Consider the following 14,970-nt stretch of genomic DNA (forward strand, 5'->3'; position numbering starts at 1 on the left):
CGCCGCGGCGGCCGGAACGGCCGTCGCGGCACACTTTCCGGACAAGACTCATGAATGCGCCGGTGACACGGCGGGATGCCCTCCTTGGCATCGCCGCCGCGGCCACATCATTCGCCGTCCCTTCGATCCTGCGCGCGCAATCGGCGGGCCGCGTCGTCGTGGTCGGCGGCGGCTTTGGCGGCGCGGCGTGCGCCCGCGCGCTGAAGCGCGCGCAGGTAAACTTGCAAGTCATCCTGATCGAACCCAATGCGGTCTTCACCTCCTGCCCCTTCAGCAACGAGGTGATTGCCGGCCTGCGCGATATCGAAGGCCAGCAATTTGGCTATGACAGGCTCGGTGCCGAGGGCGTCACGGTGATCAGCCAGGCCGTAGCCACAATCGAGCCGCAGCTGCGCAGCGTCGTGACGGCCGATGGCGTTGCGCTGCCATATGACCGTCTCGTCCTCTCTCCCGGCATCGACTTCCATTTCGAGGCTCTGCCTGGCTACGACGACACGGCATCAGAAAAAATGCCGCACGCCTGGAAGGCCGGCGCGCAGACGCTGCTGCTGCGTCGGCAGCTCGAGGCCATGCCGGACGGCGGCACCGTCGCGATTGCGATCCCCGCCAATCCCTCGCGCTGTCCGCCGGCGCCTTACGAGCGCGCAAGCCTGATCGCCCATTACCTGAAAACGAAGAAGCCGCGCTCAAAGGTCTTGATCCTCGACGCCAAGGACAATTTCTCCCAGCAGCGACTGTTCGAGAGAGCGTGGAAGGAGCTTTACGGGGACATGATCGAACGCATCGGGCTGTCGCAAGGCGGCCGCGTGACCTCGGTCGAGCCTGCGACCAGGACCATCGTCACCGAATTCGGCAACTACACGCCTGATGTCGCCAACGTCATTCCGCCTCAACGCGCTGCACATATTGCCCAGATCGCGGGCGCTGCGGATGCGACCGGCTGGTGCCCGATCGATCCTGTGACCTTCGAATCGAAGCTTGTCCCAAACATCCACGTCATTGGCGATGCCTGCCTCGGCGGGGGCATTCCCAAATCGGCATCCGCGGCAAGCGCACAGGGCAAGGCCTGCGCTGCCACGATCGTGAACCTCCTCGCCGGCCGCGCATCAGAAACGCCGCGACTGACGGGCGTCTGCTACAACATCGTCGCACCCGGCTACGGCTTTTCACTCGCGGGCAATTACCAGCCCAGGGGCGACATCTTCGCCGAGGTCGAGGGCGGCGCGACCAGCCCGGTCGAGGCGCCGCGCGAATTGCGCGCCCGCGAGGCGACTGATGCCGAGCACTGGTTTCAAACCATCACGGCGGACACCTTTGGCTAGAGCATCGGTCCATATCGCAGTTCTGATCGTCGCCAGTTGCGCCTTCGCCTGCCAGGCAGGAGCCGAGGAGCTCCTGCCCTACAACATTGCCGGCGACGGCATCGCGGAATCGCTCACCGGCGCGCCCGGCGATGCCGCGCGCGGGCGCGCGCTTGTGCTCGCGCGCACCACCACCTGCATCCTGTGCCATTCCGGTCCCTTCCCGGAGACCCGGTTCCAGGGCGACCTCGCGCCTGACCTCTCGGGTGCGGGGAACCGCTGGACGGTGAGCCAGTTGCGGCTTCGACTGGTCGATGCAGCGCGCTTCAACCCTGAGACCATCATGCCGTTCTATTATCGCAACGACCACCTCGTGCGGGTCGGGCGCAACTTCGCCGGCAAACCGATCTTGTCCGCCGCCGAGATCGAGGACATCGTGGCTTTTCTTGCAACGCTTCGGGACTAGGACTGTTCATGCCGACCACGCGACGCCAATTCTTGAATCTCGCCGGGAGCGTGACGTTCGCCGGGACGATCCCGATCGTCACGCTGCGGCCGCTGGAGGCGACACCGGCGATGCTCACCGCCGCGATCCGCAACGTCGTCGGCGAAGCACCTGTACGCACCGGCAAGGTGAAGCTCGACATTCCGCCGCTGGTCGAGAACGGCAACACGGTGCCGCTGACCGTGAGCGTCGCGAGCCCGATGACGGCGGCCGACTACGTCAAGAGCATACACGTCTTCAACGAGAAGAACCCGCAGCCGAACATCGGCAACTTCCATCTCGGCCCCTCCTCTGGCCGCGCCCAGGTCTCGACCCGGATCCGGCTCGCCGACACCCAGAAGGTGGTGGCGATCGCGCGTCTTTCCGACGACACGTTCTGGCAGGTCACGACCGAAATCGTCGTGACGCTGGCCGCCTGCACCGAGGAGATGAATTGATGGCCGCGCTCATCAACGTTCCTGCGAAAGCCAGGCGCGGCGAAATCATCGAGATCCGCACCTTGACCTCGCACATCATGGAGACCGGCTTCCGCCATACCGCGGACGGCGCGCTGGTGCCGCGCGACATCATCACGAGCTTTACGTGCCGCTACAACGGCACCGAGATTTTTCGCGCCGATCTCTTTCCGGCGATCGCGGCCAATCCCTATCTGTCGTTCTTCACGGTCGCGAAGGAGAGCGGCAAGTTCGAGTTCGAATGGATCGGCGACAACGGCTATTCGTCCAGTGCATCGGCGTCGATCACGGTCGAATGAGTTTTTGGCGCGCGATATCGGCCGCGGCGCTCCTCGCCACCGGCCCTGCCCTGCTCGCCGGCGAGATTCCGCTGGATGCGCGCCGCTCCGGCTATTCGTTCATGGGACCCGACACGCGCGCGATGCAGGATGACAACAGCTCGAATCCCGGCATGCTGTTCGTGCTCGACGGCGAGGCGTTGTGGACGAAGAGGACCGGCAGCGCCGACAAGGCCTGTGCGGATTGCCATGGCGATGCACGCGGCAGCATGAAAGGCGTCGCGGCGCGCTACCCGGCCTACGACAAGGCGCTGGCGCGCCCCGTCACGCTCGACCAGCGCATCAATCTCTGCCGCAGCAATCATCAGCAGGCACCGGCACTCCCCTACGAGAGTCGCGACCTGCTGGCCCTGTCCGCCTTCGTCGCGCACCAATCGCGCGGCACCGCGATCACGACGGGCGACGATCCGCAACTGAAGCCATTCGTCGAACAGGGCCGCGACCTCTTCATGCGGCGCGAGGGCCAGCTCAACCTTGCCTGCACTAATTGCCACAACGACAATTTCAACAAGCGACTTGCCGGCGCGCCGATCACGCAGGGACAGCCGACCGGCTATCCGCTTTATCGGCTGGAATGGCAGACGCTGGGATCGCTGGAGCGCCGGCTACGCAGTTGCATGACGGGTGTCCGCGCCCAAGCCTATGATTTCGGCGCACCCGACCTGGTCGCGCTGGAGCTCTACCTGATGTCGCGGGCGCGCGGCCTGCCGATGGAGACGCCGGCCGTGCGGCCGTGATCCGTCAGATTAGGGCTAGGCACGCGCGGCACGGCCGCTAGTATCCCTCCCAAACAAAACGAGTCATCCGGGAGGGATATAGTGGCTGACCATCAGATTTCGCGTCGTACGCTCTTGACGGGCACTGCCGCAGCTGGCGCGCTCAGCCTGACGGGACTGCCAGCCCGCGCGGAGGTGAACTGGAAGAAATACGCCGGGACCAAGCTAGAGGTGATCCTCGCCAAGGGCCCGCGCGGCGACAACCTGCAAAAATACGTCAAGGAGTTTACCGAGCTCACCGGCATCCAGGTCGAGGCGGAGCAGATTCCCGAGCAACAGCAGCGCCAGAAGGTCGTGATCGAGCTCACCTCGGGCCGGCCGAGCTTCGACGTCGTCCATCTCAGCTATCACGTGCAGAAACGGCAATTCGAGAAAGGCGGCTGGCTCGCCGACCTCACGCCTTACATGAAAGACCCGACGCTGACCGCGCCCGATCTCGTGGAAAGCGATTTCTCGGCCGCCGGCCTGCAATACGCCAGGAACGACAAGGGCCAGATGCTGTCGCTGCCCTGGTCGGTCGACTATTTCATCCTCTATTACAACAAGGAGCTGTTCCAGAAGAAGGGCGTCGCCGTCCCCAAGACCCTCGACGAGATGGTCGCGGCCGCCGAGAAGCTCACCGATGCCAAGGAAGGCACCTACGGCTTTGTCGGACGCGGCCTGCGCAACGCCAACATGACGTTGTGGACCAACTTCTTTCTCGACTATGGCGGCGAATTCCTCGATGCGAAGGGCAACATCCTGACCGACGGTCCGGAAGCCATTGCTGCAACCAAGCTCTATCAGACATTGTTGACTAAAGTCGCTCCGCCCGGCGTCGCCGGCTTCAACTGGATGGAGTCGATGGCCTCGTTCACGCAAGGACGTTCGGCGATGTGGATCGACGGCGTCGGCTGGGCGCCGCCGCTGGAAGACCCGGCGGCCTCGCGCGTGGTCGGCAAGGTCGGCTACACCGTCGTGCCGGCCGGTCCGAAGGGACAATATTCAGCGACCTATGGCGACGGCATCGGCATCGCCGCGGCGAGCAAGAACAAGGAAGCCGCCTATCTGCTTTGCCAATGGGTTGTGTCGAAAACGCAAGGCGCCCGGCTGTTGCAAGCCGGCGGCGGCGTGCCGTTCCGCAACTCGATCCTGAACGATGCCGAGGTCCAGAACGGCGTGAAGATGCCCAAGGAGTGGCTGCAGTCGGTGATCGATTCCGCCAAGGTCAGCAAGCTGGGCCTGCCCGTCGTGATTCCGGTCGCCGAATTCCGCGATCTCGTTGGCGCGGCGATCACCGCGACCCTTGCCGGCGCCGATCCCGCGACAGAGTTGAAAAAGGCCCACGAGCAGTACCGGCCAATCCTGGAGCGCAGCGAAAAGGCGTGAGTGCGATCATACAGGCTAATCCGGCAGCGGCACCGTCAGATGCCGCGCCGGAGAAGGAGTTGCGGCCGCCGTCGTACTGGCCGTTCGTGGTGCCGGCGCTCATCGTCGTGCTCGCCATCATCATCTTCCCGTGGGTCTTCACGATCTGGATGAGCCTGAACGAGTGGAAGGTCGGCTCGGCGACCACCTTCGTTGGACTGTCCAACTATCTGCGGTTGACGAGCGATCCCCGCTTCATTGAGGCGATCGGACATACGCTGCTCTACACCGCACTCTCCGTGCTGCTGCCGCTCGTGCTCGGCACGTTTGCGGCCGTGGTGTTTCACCAGAAATTCCCCGGCCGCGGCTTTCTGCGCGGCGTTTTCATCATGCCCATGATGGCGACGCCGGTGGCGATCGCGCTAGTCTGGACCATGATGTTCCACCCGCAGCTCGGCGTGCTGAACTATCTGCTGTCGCTGGTCGGGATTCCTGCGCAGCTCTGGGTGTTTCATCCCGCGACCGTGATTCCCTCGCTGGTGCTGGTCGAGACCTGGCAATGGACGCCGCTGGTGATGCTGATCGTGCTCGGCGGCCTGGCCGCGATTCCGAGCGAGCCTTATGAAAGTGCGCAGATCGATGGCGCCAGCCTCTGGCAGGTATTCCGATTCATCACCCTGCCACTGATCATGCCCTTCCTGTTCATCGCCGGCATGATCCGCATGATCGACGCCGTGAAGAGCTTCGACATCATTTTTGCGATCACGCAGGGCGGACCGGGATCGGCGTCGGAGACGATCAACATCTATCTCTACAGCGTCGCCTTCTCCTATTACGACCTCGGCTACGGCTCGGCGATCGCGGTCGTGTTCTTCCTGCTGATCGTTCTGCTTGCGGCGGTGATGCTCTACGCGCGCCAGCGGATGCTGTGGACCGAGATCGCGAGCGACACATGACTCCAAGGCAAATCATCGGCAAGATCGGCCTGTGGTTTTCGGTGTTCGTCATCGTGTCCCCGGCAATCCTGTTCTTCCTCTGGATGCTGTCGGTGTCGCTCAAATTCGAGATCGACAATGCCGCCTATCCGCCGGTGTTCATTCCCGAGCATGTCGCCTGGAAAAACTATGCCGACGTGCTCGCTTCCAACCGCTTCCTGACCTATTTCATCAACAGCCTAATCGTGACCGGCAGCGCGACGTTGCTTGCGCTACTCGTCGGTGTCCCCGCCGGCTACGGCATCGCCCGGATGGCCGCGCACAAATCTGCGATCGTGATCCTGATCGCCCGCATCACGCCGGGCCTGTCCTATCTAATCCCGCTGTTTCTCATGTTCCAGTGGCTGGGGCTGCTCGGCACGCTGGTGCCGCAGATCATCATCCACCTCGTGGTCACGGTGCCGATCGTGATCTGGATCATGATCGGCTATTTCGAGACGACGCCGATGGAGCTGGAAGAAGCAGCCCTCATCGACGGCGCTACGCGCTGGCAGGTCTTTCGCCATGTCGCGCTGCCGATCGCCAAGCCCGGCATCGCGGTCGCCTTCATCCTGGCCGTGATCTTCTCCTGGAACAATTTTGTGTTCGGCATCGTGTTGGCCGGACGCGAGACACGGACCCTGCCGGTCGCTGTCTACAACATGATCTCGTTCGACCAGTTGAGCTGGGGGCCGCTCGCGGCCGCCGCTCTGATCGTCACCCTCCCGGTGCTGCTGCTCACGGTGTTCGCCCAGCGACAGATCGTCGCCGGGCTCACCGCTGGTGCCGTCAAGGGCGGGTAGCTACTCCGCCGGTGCCGCGTGCATGTCCGCATGCGGCATGTAGGGCTCGCTCGCGCCGAGCTTGCTGGCCGCGAACAGACCGGCGGCCATCACGGCATAGGCGAACGCGACCGCGGGCGTGACGCCAAAGCCGCCACCGATGCCGACGGCCTCGCCGTGCATGAAGCCAAAATAGGTCAGGACCGCACCAACCAGCGCAAACGCCGAGGCCTTCTCGAAGTCGCGCTCGATGATGAAGACGCTGATCGCACCCAGGATCAAGCCGCCGAGGATGGAGCCGCCGCCCATCACTTCGAGTCCGTGATAGAACACGCCCTGCTGCGGCAACGCGGCGATCGCGGCAGCCTTGACCGCGTCGGCCTTGTCGGCGGCCATTCCACCGACGGTCGCAGCCGCGTTCATGGTCGAGCCCAGCATGGTGTCGATCTGGAGCTTGGCCCACGCAGCCAGATGCGGAGTCAGAGCCAGCACGATCGCGGGCGCGTGCTTGACCGGTGTGGTCTGGAATGCCTGCGCGCCAATGAGCATGCCGATATAGAGCAGGATCGGCGAGATCGCGACCACCGGCACCAGCGCCAGCAGCACCGAGATGATGCCGAACCAGGCCAGCACCACCACCATGATGCCCGTCGCGGCGGAGTAACCGATGCGCCCGCCCATGGCCTTCCAGCCGGGATGGCCGATATAGACGGCGTTGATGAAGGGATTTCCCATCAGGCAGCCGATCAGGCTGACGACGCCATCGGCGGTGAGCACGCGCGTGGTTGGATATTCGTCGCCGGCGGCCTCCGCGCTCTCGACATTGTCCATGGCCTCGACCAGATCATAGATGCCGAATGGAATGGCGGTGACCAGGATGATTCCGAGGAATTCGAAACCAGAGAAGACATAGCCTACCGCCGGAATCGGCACCGAGAAGCCGAAGTTTGCGAAGGCATCGCCGACGCCCTTGACGCTGAGCCCGCCGAGACCGAGGCCGAACAGGTTCGAGCCCCAGGCGATGACCATGCCCACCGCGATCGCAACGAGACCGGCGGGAATGCCGCGCCAGTATTTCACGCCTCCGAACCAGCTCACCAGGATGATGGCGAAGCAGACCAGGCCGATCTGTGGCGTCATGTACATTTCGAGCGCCGGCCGCATCGAGATGAAGGTGACGGAGACGCCGGCGAGCGTGCCAAGCAGCGCCGCGCGCGGCGTGATCTTTCGAATGAAGGGCGCGATGAAGCCGCCGATCATCAGGATGAAGCTCTGGAAGAACACCCAGACCAGGCCCGCCGACCAGCCCTTGAGCGGATCACCGGTCTTGATAGTGATCGGCAGCATGATCACGAAGGTGACAATGAACATGTGCGGCACGCTGACGCCCGAAGGCAGCGCGCAAACGTCGTTGCGGCCGGTCTTCTGCGCCAGACGATAGGCGAGGTATGCGTAGTAGAAGGTGGAGAGACACATCATCAACCCGAGCGCGGGCAGGATACGGCCGAACACGAGACTGTCAGGCATCTTCAACACGAAGCGCAACAGGCCCGTGAGCACTAGCATGTTGACGAGGATGTTGGTGCCGAAGCCGAAAAACGCGTTCCAGTCGCCCGGTGTCCATAGTGCCGGCTTGAACTCGGAGGTGCCGGCCGTCCCCGTCGTGCCTGTGCTCATCGTGATGCCCCTACGCTGATGTGGAAATCTTCATCGCCTCCAGAACCGCGGCTGAGCTTGCGACCCAGCCGAAGATGCCGCCCTGGGCCTTGATCATCTTCAGGCCCATCTCGTGAAACTCAGGAAAGTAGGACGCGCAGCCGTCCGAGATGACGACGCAGCGATAGCCGCGGTCGTTGGCCTCGCGCACGGTGGTGTTGACGCACACTTCGGTGGTGACGCCGCACACCAGCAGATTCTCGATGCCGTATTTCTCCAGCACGTCGGTGAGCTCGGTGGCGTAGAACGCGCCCTTGCCGGGCTTGTCGATCACGATCTCGCTGTCGAGCGGATAAAGCTCCGGGATGATGTCGTGGCCAGCCTCGCCGCGAATGAGAATGCGTCCCATCGGACCGGGGTCGCCGATGCGCAAGGATGGCGCGCCGCGCTCGACTTTCGCCGGCGGCGCGTCGGAGAGATCGGGCAGATGGCCCTCGCGCGTGTGGATCACCAGCATGCCGGTATCCCGCGCAGCCTTCAGCACCGCACCGATCGGCTTCACCGCCCGCGCAAGCTGGCTGACGTCGTTGCCGAGGGTCTCGCCGAAGCCGCCGGGCTCCATGAAGTCGCGCTGCATGTCGATGATGAGGAGCGCGGTGGCGGGCCAGTCGAGCTTGACCGGCTCCGGTTCGGCGCTGATGACACCCAGTGTCTGCTTGGTTGAGCTCAACATGACTCAAGGCCCCCGCGAGAACTCTCTCTTCAGGAGTTCTGCAAGCGCCATGCCATTGTGTACAATTGAAGTTGAGCCGACGGCGCAGGAAAATTTACTGCACTGTCAGAACGTTATTGGAAAAGCCGGGGTCTGCTTATTCGCTGTGCGGCGGCTTTGCGACGTGCATTTGCCCAAAGGATGAGCGCTCTCCGTCGTCATTCCGGGGCGACGCGTAAGCGTCGAACCTGGAAGCCATCGGGCGGCTAAACACGCGGTGAAATGGATTCCGGGCTCGCGCTACGCGCGCCCCGGAGTGACGAAGGTGGCGTTAGCGACCCGCTTCTTACGGGCGCCGATGCTGCTCCCCATAAGGCACGCAAGAGGCTTCAGCGTCGCCATGTAGTCGACCTTCAGGTCTTGAGGATCACGGGGTCGACCAGCGGCTTGAGTTCGCGAAGACGTCTGTCGAGGGCTGTCGGCGCACCGACGATATCGGCCGCGTACCTCTGCGTGGAGTATCTGGCGCGGGGTGGTGCCATGGCCCGATCAGCGCCTCAGCCGTCTCCGTGATCTCGGTATTGAACGCGCTTGCAGCCATCGTGTTCTCCGCGAGCAAGCCATGACCAGCAGGAGCGCCACGGATGCGGTGAGCGATATTGACTTCGTCTGCGCATGCCTTTGACTGTCACAATTCGCGTCGCGCAGCCGCTCCTCCCTCCCGCAGCGCAAACCCCAAGTCGAATAAGAGCCGAAACAAGAGACGAGGACTTCTGAAATGACGCTGATGCAGGTCGAGCTGGACGACAAATACCGGCTCGAATCGAAGCGGATCTTCCTGTCCGGCACGCAGGCGCTGGTCCGGTTGCCCATGTTGCAGCGCGAACGCGACCGGCTTCAGGGCCTCAACACCGGCGGCTTCATCTCGGGCTATCGCGGTTCCCCGCTCGGCATGTACGACCACGCGCTGTGGCGCGCGAAGTCACACCTCCAGCAGCACGACATCGCCTTCGTCCCCGGTCTGAACGAGGACCTTGCGGCGACCGCCGTCTGGGGCAGCCAGCAGGTCGGCCTGTTTCCCGGCGCCAAGGTCGATGGCGTGTTCGGCATCTGGTACGGCAAGGGGCCCGGCGTCGACCGCTCGGTCGACGCGCTCAAGCATGCGAATGCCGCCGGCACCTCGCTCAATGGCGGCGTGCTCGCGCTTGCCGGCGACGACCACGGCTGCCAATCCTCGACACTGGCGCACCAGAGCGAACAGGTGTTCGCGGCGGCGCTGATCCCTGTCATCAACCCGGCGACGCTGCAGGACTATCTCGATCTCGGCCTCTACGGCTTTGCGCTGTCGCGCTTCTCCGGCTGCTGGGTCGGCTTCAAGGCGATCAGCGAAACCGTGGAGAGTTCGGCCTCGATCTACAGCGATCCCGAACGCATTCAGATCAGGCTCCCCGACGATTTCGAGATGCCGCCCGGCGGCCTCAACATCCGCTGGCCCGATCCGCCGCTGGACGCGGAGAGGCGCCTGTTCGGCCCGAAGATGGCGGCGGTGCAGGCCTTTGCGCGCGCCAACCAGCTCGACCGCATCGTGCTCGACTCCAGGCCGGCACGGCTCGGCATCATCGCGACCGGCAAGGCCTATCTCGATCTGCGACAGGCGCTGGCCGATCTGGGCATTACCGACAAGGACGCGCAGAACCTCGGCCTTCGCATCTACAAGGTCGCACTGACCTGGCCACTTGAGGAAAGCGGGGCCAAGCGCTTCGCCGAAGGACTTCAGGACGTGCTGGTCGTCGAGGAGAAGCGCGGCTTCATCGAAGACCAGCTGATGCGTATCCTCTATAATATCGATGCTTCCAGCCGCCCGACCGTGACGGGAAAACGCGACGAGCGCGGCGCACCGCTATTGCCGAGCGAGGGCGAGCTGACGCCGACCATCGTTGCATCCGCGCTGGTGGCGCGGCTGCGCAAGCTCGGCCACCACAGCCCGGTGCTGGAGCAGCGCCTCGCCCGGCTCGAAGCGTTCGACACTCCTGTTCCGGCCTCCGCGCAAATCAAGCTCGCGCGCACGCCGTTCTTCTGCTCGGGTTGCCCACACAACACCTCGACGCGCGTGCCCGAGGGAAGCCGCGCCATGGCAGGCATCGGCTGCCACGGCATGGCTTTGAGCATGCCGACCCGCCGCACCGATCTGATCTCGCATATGGGCGCCGAGGGCGTGAACTGGATCGGGCAAGCGCCCTTCACCACCGAACAGCACATTTTCCAGAATCTCGGCGACGGCACCTACACCCATTCCGGATTACTCGCCCTTCGCGCGGCATCGGCCGCCGGCATCAGCATCACCTACAAGATCCTCTACAACGACGCCGTCGCGATGACCGGCGGCCAGCCGGCCGAAGGCGCCTTCAACGTCGCCCAGATCGCGCACCAGGTCTGGGCCGAGGGCGTCAAGCGGCTCGCGATCGTGTCGGACGATCCCACCAAATACCCTGACACCAACTACTTCCCGCAAGGCGCGACCGTCCATCATCGCCGCGAGCTCGACGCCGTTCAGCGCGAGCTGCGCGACATCAAGGGCCTTACGGTCATCGTCTACGACCAGACCTGCGCCGCGGAAAAGCGCCGCCGCCGCAAGCGCGGGCTCTATCCGGATCCCGCCAAGCGCGCCTTCATCAACGAGCTCGTCTGCGAAGGCTGCGGCGACTGCTCGCAAGCGTCCAACTGCGTCTCGGTGCAGCCGCTGGAGACCGAGTTCGGCCGCAAGCGCCAGATCGACCAGTCGAACTGCAACAAGGACTTTTCCTGCGTCGAGGGTTTTTGCCCGAGTTTCGTCACCGTGCATGGCGGCACGCTCAAGCGGATCAAGACCTCGGCGGTGGACTCAGGCCAGTTGTTTGCCGACCTGCCGCTGCCACCCGCGCGTGAGCTGGACGCCCCCTACAACATCCTCGTCACCGGCATCGGCGGCACCGGTGTCATCACCATCGGCGCGCTGCTCGGCATGGCCGCCCATGTCGACGGCCGCGGCTGCTCCGCGCTCGACTTCACCGGCCTGTCGCAGAAGAACGGCGCCGTGATGAGCCATGTCCGCATCGCCGCGAAGCCGGAGGACATCTCCGCGGTCCGGATCACCACCGGCGGCGCCGACGTCATCCTCGGCTGCGACATGATCGTCTCGGCCGGTCCCTCCGCGCTCAGCCGCGCTGAGCGCGGCGTGACCAAGGCCTATGTCAACGCCGACCTGCAGCCGACTGCAAGCTTCGTACAAAACCCCGATCTCGATTTCGAGATGGGCACGATGCAGACGGTGCTGCGCGATGCCGTCGGCGACAAGAACCTCGACATCATCGATGCCACCGGCATTGCCTCGGCGCTGATGGGCGATTCGATCGCGACAAATCCCTTCATGCTCGGCTTCGCCTTCCAGAAGGGCGCAATCCCGCTATCGCTGGACGCGTTGCTCCGCGCCATCGAGATCAACGGCGCCGCGATCGAAATGAACAAGCTCGCCTTCACCTGGGGACGCCTCGCCGCCCACGACATGTCGCGGGTGCGCAGCGTGCTGCAATTCAGGAGTCGGGGCGCCGCGCCGACGAAGTCGCTCGACGACATCATCGCGACGCGCGCGGAGTTTTTGACCGGCTATCAGGACAAGGACTACGCCGACCGTTACCTCGCCGCCGTCGCCAAGGTGCGCAAGGCGGAAGCAGCTGCCTCGCCCGCGTCCACGGAGCTGGCCGAGGCCGTCGCGAAAAACCTGTTCAAGCTGATGTCCTACAAGGACGAGTACGAGGTCGCGCGGCTCTATACCGATGGCAGCTTCTCCAAGAAGGTCTCGGAGAAATTCGACGGCGACTTCAAGCTGAAGTTCTATCTGGCCCCGCCGATCTTCGCCCAACGCGACAAGACCACCGGACATCTCCAGAAGAAGGAATTCGGCGGCTGGATGATCCATGCCTTCCGCGTCCTCGCCAAACTGAAATTCCTGCGCGGCGGCGCGTTCGATCCGTTCGGCCGCACCGAAGAGCGCCGGACCGAGCGGAAGCTGGTCGCGGATTATCTCGGCATGATCGATCAGCGTATCTCCTGGCTGAAGGCGGAGCAGATCCCGCTGCTGACGAGGCTCGCACGGCTGCCGGAGACGATCCGCGGCTTCGGGCATATCAAGGAAGCCAACATCAAGCTGGCGGCGGCGGAGAAGGCGCGGCTGGAAGCGGAACTGGAGAACAGCCGGTTTGCGGCGGCTGCGGAGTAGCTGTCGGAGGTGCAAGCTCTCTCCGCGTCATTGCGAGGAGCCCTTGCGACGAAGCAATCCAGACCGCCACCGCGGAAAAAATCTGGATTGCTTCGCTGCGCTCGCAATGACGGCAGTGGTGGCGGCTAGACCAACGCTGTGGCCGCACTCGCCCCGGCCACATTCCCCTCCGCCAGATGCCTTCCCGCGATGTACCCGAACGTCAGTGCCGGCCCGAGCGTGATGCCCGGCCCGGGACAATTGCCGTTCATGATCGAGCCCATGTCGTTGCCGCAGGCGTAGAGCCCCGCAACCGGCGTGCCGTCCTCGCGCAACACCCGGGCTTGAGCATCGACCTTCATGCCAATCGCCGTGCCGAGATCCGCCGGATAAATCCGCATCGCAAAGAACGGCGCACAGAGGATGGGCGCGACGCAGGGGTTCGGCTTGTGGCTGATATCACCGAGGTGTCGCTGATAGATGGTGCTGCCGCGACCGAATTCCGGATCACGGCCCTCCTTCGCATCGGAGTTGTAGCTCGCGATCGTCGCCGCGAGTGTAGACGGCTTGATGCCGATCTTCGTTGCCAGCTGCGCGATATCAGCGGCCTCGACCAACTCGCCGCTTGCCGTGTAGCGCCGGATATTGCGCGTGAACGGCTTGATGCGGCCGAGGCCGTAGCTCCACAGGAACTGGCGGTCGCAGATCAGATAGAACGGCCGGTCCGGTTCGCCGTCCCCATCGCGCAGCATCGCGAGCACGAACTCATGGTAGGAAAGCGCCTCATTGACGAAGCGCCGGCCGGCCGCATTGACCGCGATCACGCCGGGCTTGGCGCGATCGGTGACCGTGTGCGGGAAAACGCCTCGGCTTCCATCGGCGCGCCGGAACAGCGAGGCCGGCACCCAATAGGCCGGGCTCGTCGCATCCGCATTGAGCGCTGCGCCGGTTGCAGTCGCAAGGCGGATCCCGTCGCCCGTCCCGGACGTGTGGGTCGCCGAGATGAACCCGGCCGCGGGTGGGAAGAAGCGTTTGCGCAAGGTCGCGTCGCGCGAGAAGCCGCCGGTCGCCAGCACCACACCGCGTCGCGCCGCAATCAGCCGATCGCGTGCGCCGTGACGGATGACCACGCCGCCGACGCGCTCGCCCTGCATCGACAAATCCTCGACGTCGGCGCTGAAGAGGATCTCAACCTGGCGTGCCAGCAGCGAGGCATACAGCCGTGCAGCAAGCGCATTGCCGAGATGCAGCGTCGTGCCGCGCGGGCTCCGCAGCCGCTGCCACGCATACTCCGAAACCAGCCGCGCCGCGCGAACAGTCGAGCGCAGCGATCGTCCGGCCCGGCGCAGATGCGGAATGTCGAGGCGGTTGACCATCATCCCGCCGAACCGCGTGAACTCCGGCAGCGGCGCGCGCAGCCGCGCGAAATGCGCGCCCAGCCGCGTGCCGTCGAAGACGACCGGCTCGAGCACGCGCCCGCCCGGCGTCGCGCCCAATCGCTCCGGATAATAGTCCGGACAGGCCTTCACCGGCTGGAGGCGCACTTGCGTGTTGGCTTCGAGATAGGCGACCGCTTCCGGTCCGCGCGCGAGGAAGGCGGCGCGGAGGCCCGCATTGGCGGGCTCGGGCACCGCGTTCGACAATTATTGCACGGCGTCCGTGACGCTGTCGGAGAGCCCCGCCTCTTTCATCTTGGCATTGGCGGGAATCCAGACCATGCCGTCGGACCATGCGGTGGTGCCGCCGACGAAAGCGGTCTTCTCGATCACCAGCACGCGCAGGCCTTCAGCGGCGGCGACGGCCGCGGCCGTCATGCCACCGGCGCCGGCACCGACGACGATGACATCGTAGGTCTCATGCGCCGGCATCATGCGGCGGGGTTCCCGAGGC

Annotated in this window: 12 protein-coding genes and 1 pseudogene; 9 read left to right on the forward strand and 4 right to left on the reverse strand. The window is 64.5% G+C overall.

The annotated features are described in order from the left end of the window. Positions 1 to 50 precede the first annotated feature (50 nt). The 8 genes from ABIC03_RS07260 (at position 51) to ABIC03_RS07295 (ending at position 6,499) form a co-directional block, all read left to right on the forward strand. Positions 51 to 1,322, forward strand: coding sequence for an FCSD flavin-binding domain-containing protein (locus ABIC03_RS07260; RefSeq protein WP_354056701.1), 1,272 nt, complete (start codon positions 51 to 53; stop codon positions 1,320 to 1,322). Next, complete coding sequence (gene soxX / locus ABIC03_RS07265; RefSeq protein WP_354056703.1) at positions 1,315 to 1,767, forward strand: sulfur oxidation c-type cytochrome SoxX; 453 nt, start codon at positions 1,315 to 1,317, stop codon at positions 1,765 to 1,767. The genes ABIC03_RS07260 and soxX overlap by 8 nt, the downstream gene beginning before the upstream one ends. Positions 1,768 to 1,775: 8 nt before the next feature. Continuing rightward, positions 1,776 to 2,243: a SoxY-related AACIE arm protein gene (locus ABIC03_RS07270; protein ID WP_354056705.1), complete on the forward strand. Its 468-nt coding sequence runs from the start codon at positions 1,776 to 1,778 to the stop codon at positions 2,241 to 2,243. Further along, positions 2,243 to 2,560, forward strand: coding sequence for a thiosulfate oxidation carrier complex protein SoxZ (gene soxZ, locus ABIC03_RS07275; RefSeq protein WP_106942743.1), 318 nt, complete (start codon positions 2,243 to 2,245; stop codon positions 2,558 to 2,560). Before ABIC03_RS07270 ends, soxZ begins: the two co-directional genes overlap by 1 nt. Continuing rightward, positions 2,557 to 3,336: a sulfur oxidation c-type cytochrome SoxA gene (soxA, locus tag ABIC03_RS07280; protein WP_354056707.1), complete on the forward strand. Its 780-nt coding sequence runs from the start codon at positions 2,557 to 2,559 to the stop codon at positions 3,334 to 3,336. The genes soxZ and soxA overlap by 4 nt, the downstream gene beginning before the upstream one ends. Positions 3,337 to 3,417: 81 nt before the next feature. Continuing rightward, positions 3,418 to 4,743, forward strand: a complete 1,326-nt coding sequence (locus ABIC03_RS07285) for an ABC transporter substrate-binding protein (RefSeq protein WP_354056709.1) — start codon at positions 3,418 to 3,420, stop codon at positions 4,741 to 4,743. Beyond that, positions 4,740 to 5,678: a carbohydrate ABC transporter permease gene (locus ABIC03_RS07290; protein ID WP_354056711.1), complete on the forward strand. Its 939-nt coding sequence runs from the start codon at positions 4,740 to 4,742 to the stop codon at positions 5,676 to 5,678. Before ABIC03_RS07285 ends, ABIC03_RS07290 begins: the two co-directional genes overlap by 4 nt. Further along, positions 5,675 to 6,499: a carbohydrate ABC transporter permease gene (locus ABIC03_RS07295; RefSeq protein WP_275170382.1), complete on the forward strand. Its 825-nt coding sequence runs from the start codon at positions 5,675 to 5,677 to the stop codon at positions 6,497 to 6,499. The genes ABIC03_RS07290 and ABIC03_RS07295 overlap by 4 nt, the downstream gene beginning before the upstream one ends. Here ABIC03_RS07295 and ABIC03_RS07300 read toward each other — a convergent pair whose 3' ends face one another. From ABIC03_RS07300 to ABIC03_RS07310, 3 genes are all read right to left on the reverse strand, one after another. After that, complete coding sequence (locus ABIC03_RS07300) at positions 6,500 to 8,155, reverse strand: regulator (RefSeq protein WP_354056714.1); 1,656 nt, start codon at positions 8,153 to 8,155, stop codon at positions 6,500 to 6,502. A gap of 10 nt (positions 8,156 to 8,165) precedes the next feature. After that, on the reverse strand, positions 8,166 to 8,867 hold the full coding sequence (locus ABIC03_RS07305) for a cysteine hydrolase family protein (RefSeq protein ID WP_354056715.1): 702 nt from the start codon (positions 8,865 to 8,867) through the stop codon (positions 8,166 to 8,168). Positions 8,868 to 9,259: 392 nt separating this feature from the next. Continuing rightward, a complete protein-coding gene (locus ABIC03_RS07310; RefSeq protein ID WP_354056716.1) occupies positions 9,260 to 9,388 on the reverse strand; it encodes a hypothetical protein in 129 nt (42 codons plus the stop codon). 236 nt (positions 9,389 to 9,624) lie between these two features. On the opposite strand from ABIC03_RS07310, the gene ABIC03_RS07315 reads away from it, so the two are divergent. After that, complete coding sequence (locus tag ABIC03_RS07315; protein WP_354056717.1) at positions 9,625 to 13,101, forward strand: indolepyruvate ferredoxin oxidoreductase family protein; 3,477 nt, start codon at positions 9,625 to 9,627, stop codon at positions 13,099 to 13,101. Between the two features lie 125 nt (positions 13,102 to 13,226). Here ABIC03_RS07315 and ABIC03_RS07320 read toward each other — a convergent pair. Further along, positions 13,227 to 14,951: pseudogene (locus ABIC03_RS07320) on the reverse strand (FAD-dependent oxidoreductase). Positions 14,952 to 14,970: the final 19 nt, after the last annotated feature.

Source organism: Bradyrhizobium sp. RT6a (genome assembly GCF_040547675.1).
Lineage (GTDB): Bacteria > Pseudomonadota > Alphaproteobacteria > Rhizobiales > Xanthobacteraceae > Bradyrhizobium.

What these genes read in the sequence shown, in the direction of transcription:
- ABIC03_RS07260 (WP_354056701.1), top strand. Translation starts at nt 51, where the DNA reads ATGAATGCGCCGGTGACACGGCGGGATGCCCTCCTTGGCATCGCCGCC.
- ABIC03_RS07270 (WP_354056705.1), top strand. Translation starts at nt 1,776, where the DNA reads ATGCCGACCACGCGACGCCAATTCTTGAATCTCGCCGGGAGCGTGACG.
- soxZ (WP_106942743.1), top strand. Translation starts at nt 2,243, where the DNA reads ATGGCCGCGCTCATCAACGTTCCTGCGAAAGCCAGGCGCGGCGAAATC.
- soxA (WP_354056707.1), top strand. Translation starts at nt 2,557, where the DNA reads ATGAGTTTTTGGCGCGCGATATCGGCCGCGGCGCTCCTCGCCACCGGC.
- ABIC03_RS07295 (WP_275170382.1), top strand. Translation starts at nt 5,675, where the DNA reads ATGACTCCAAGGCAAATCATCGGCAAGATCGGCCTGTGGTTTTCGGTG.
- ABIC03_RS07300 (WP_354056714.1), bottom strand. Translation starts at nt 8,155, where the DNA reads ATGAGCACAGGCACGACGGGGACGGCCGGCACCTCCGAGTTCAAGCCG.
- ABIC03_RS07305 (WP_354056715.1), bottom strand. Translation starts at nt 8,867, where the DNA reads ATGTTGAGCTCAACCAAGCAGACACTGGGTGTCATCAGCGCCGAACCG.
- ABIC03_RS07310 (WP_354056716.1), bottom strand. Translation starts at nt 9,388, where the DNA reads ATGGCACCACCCCGCGCCAGATACTCCACGCAGAGGTACGCGGCCGAT.
- ABIC03_RS07315 (WP_354056717.1), top strand. Translation starts at nt 9,625, where the DNA reads ATGACGCTGATGCAGGTCGAGCTGGACGACAAATACCGGCTCGAATCG.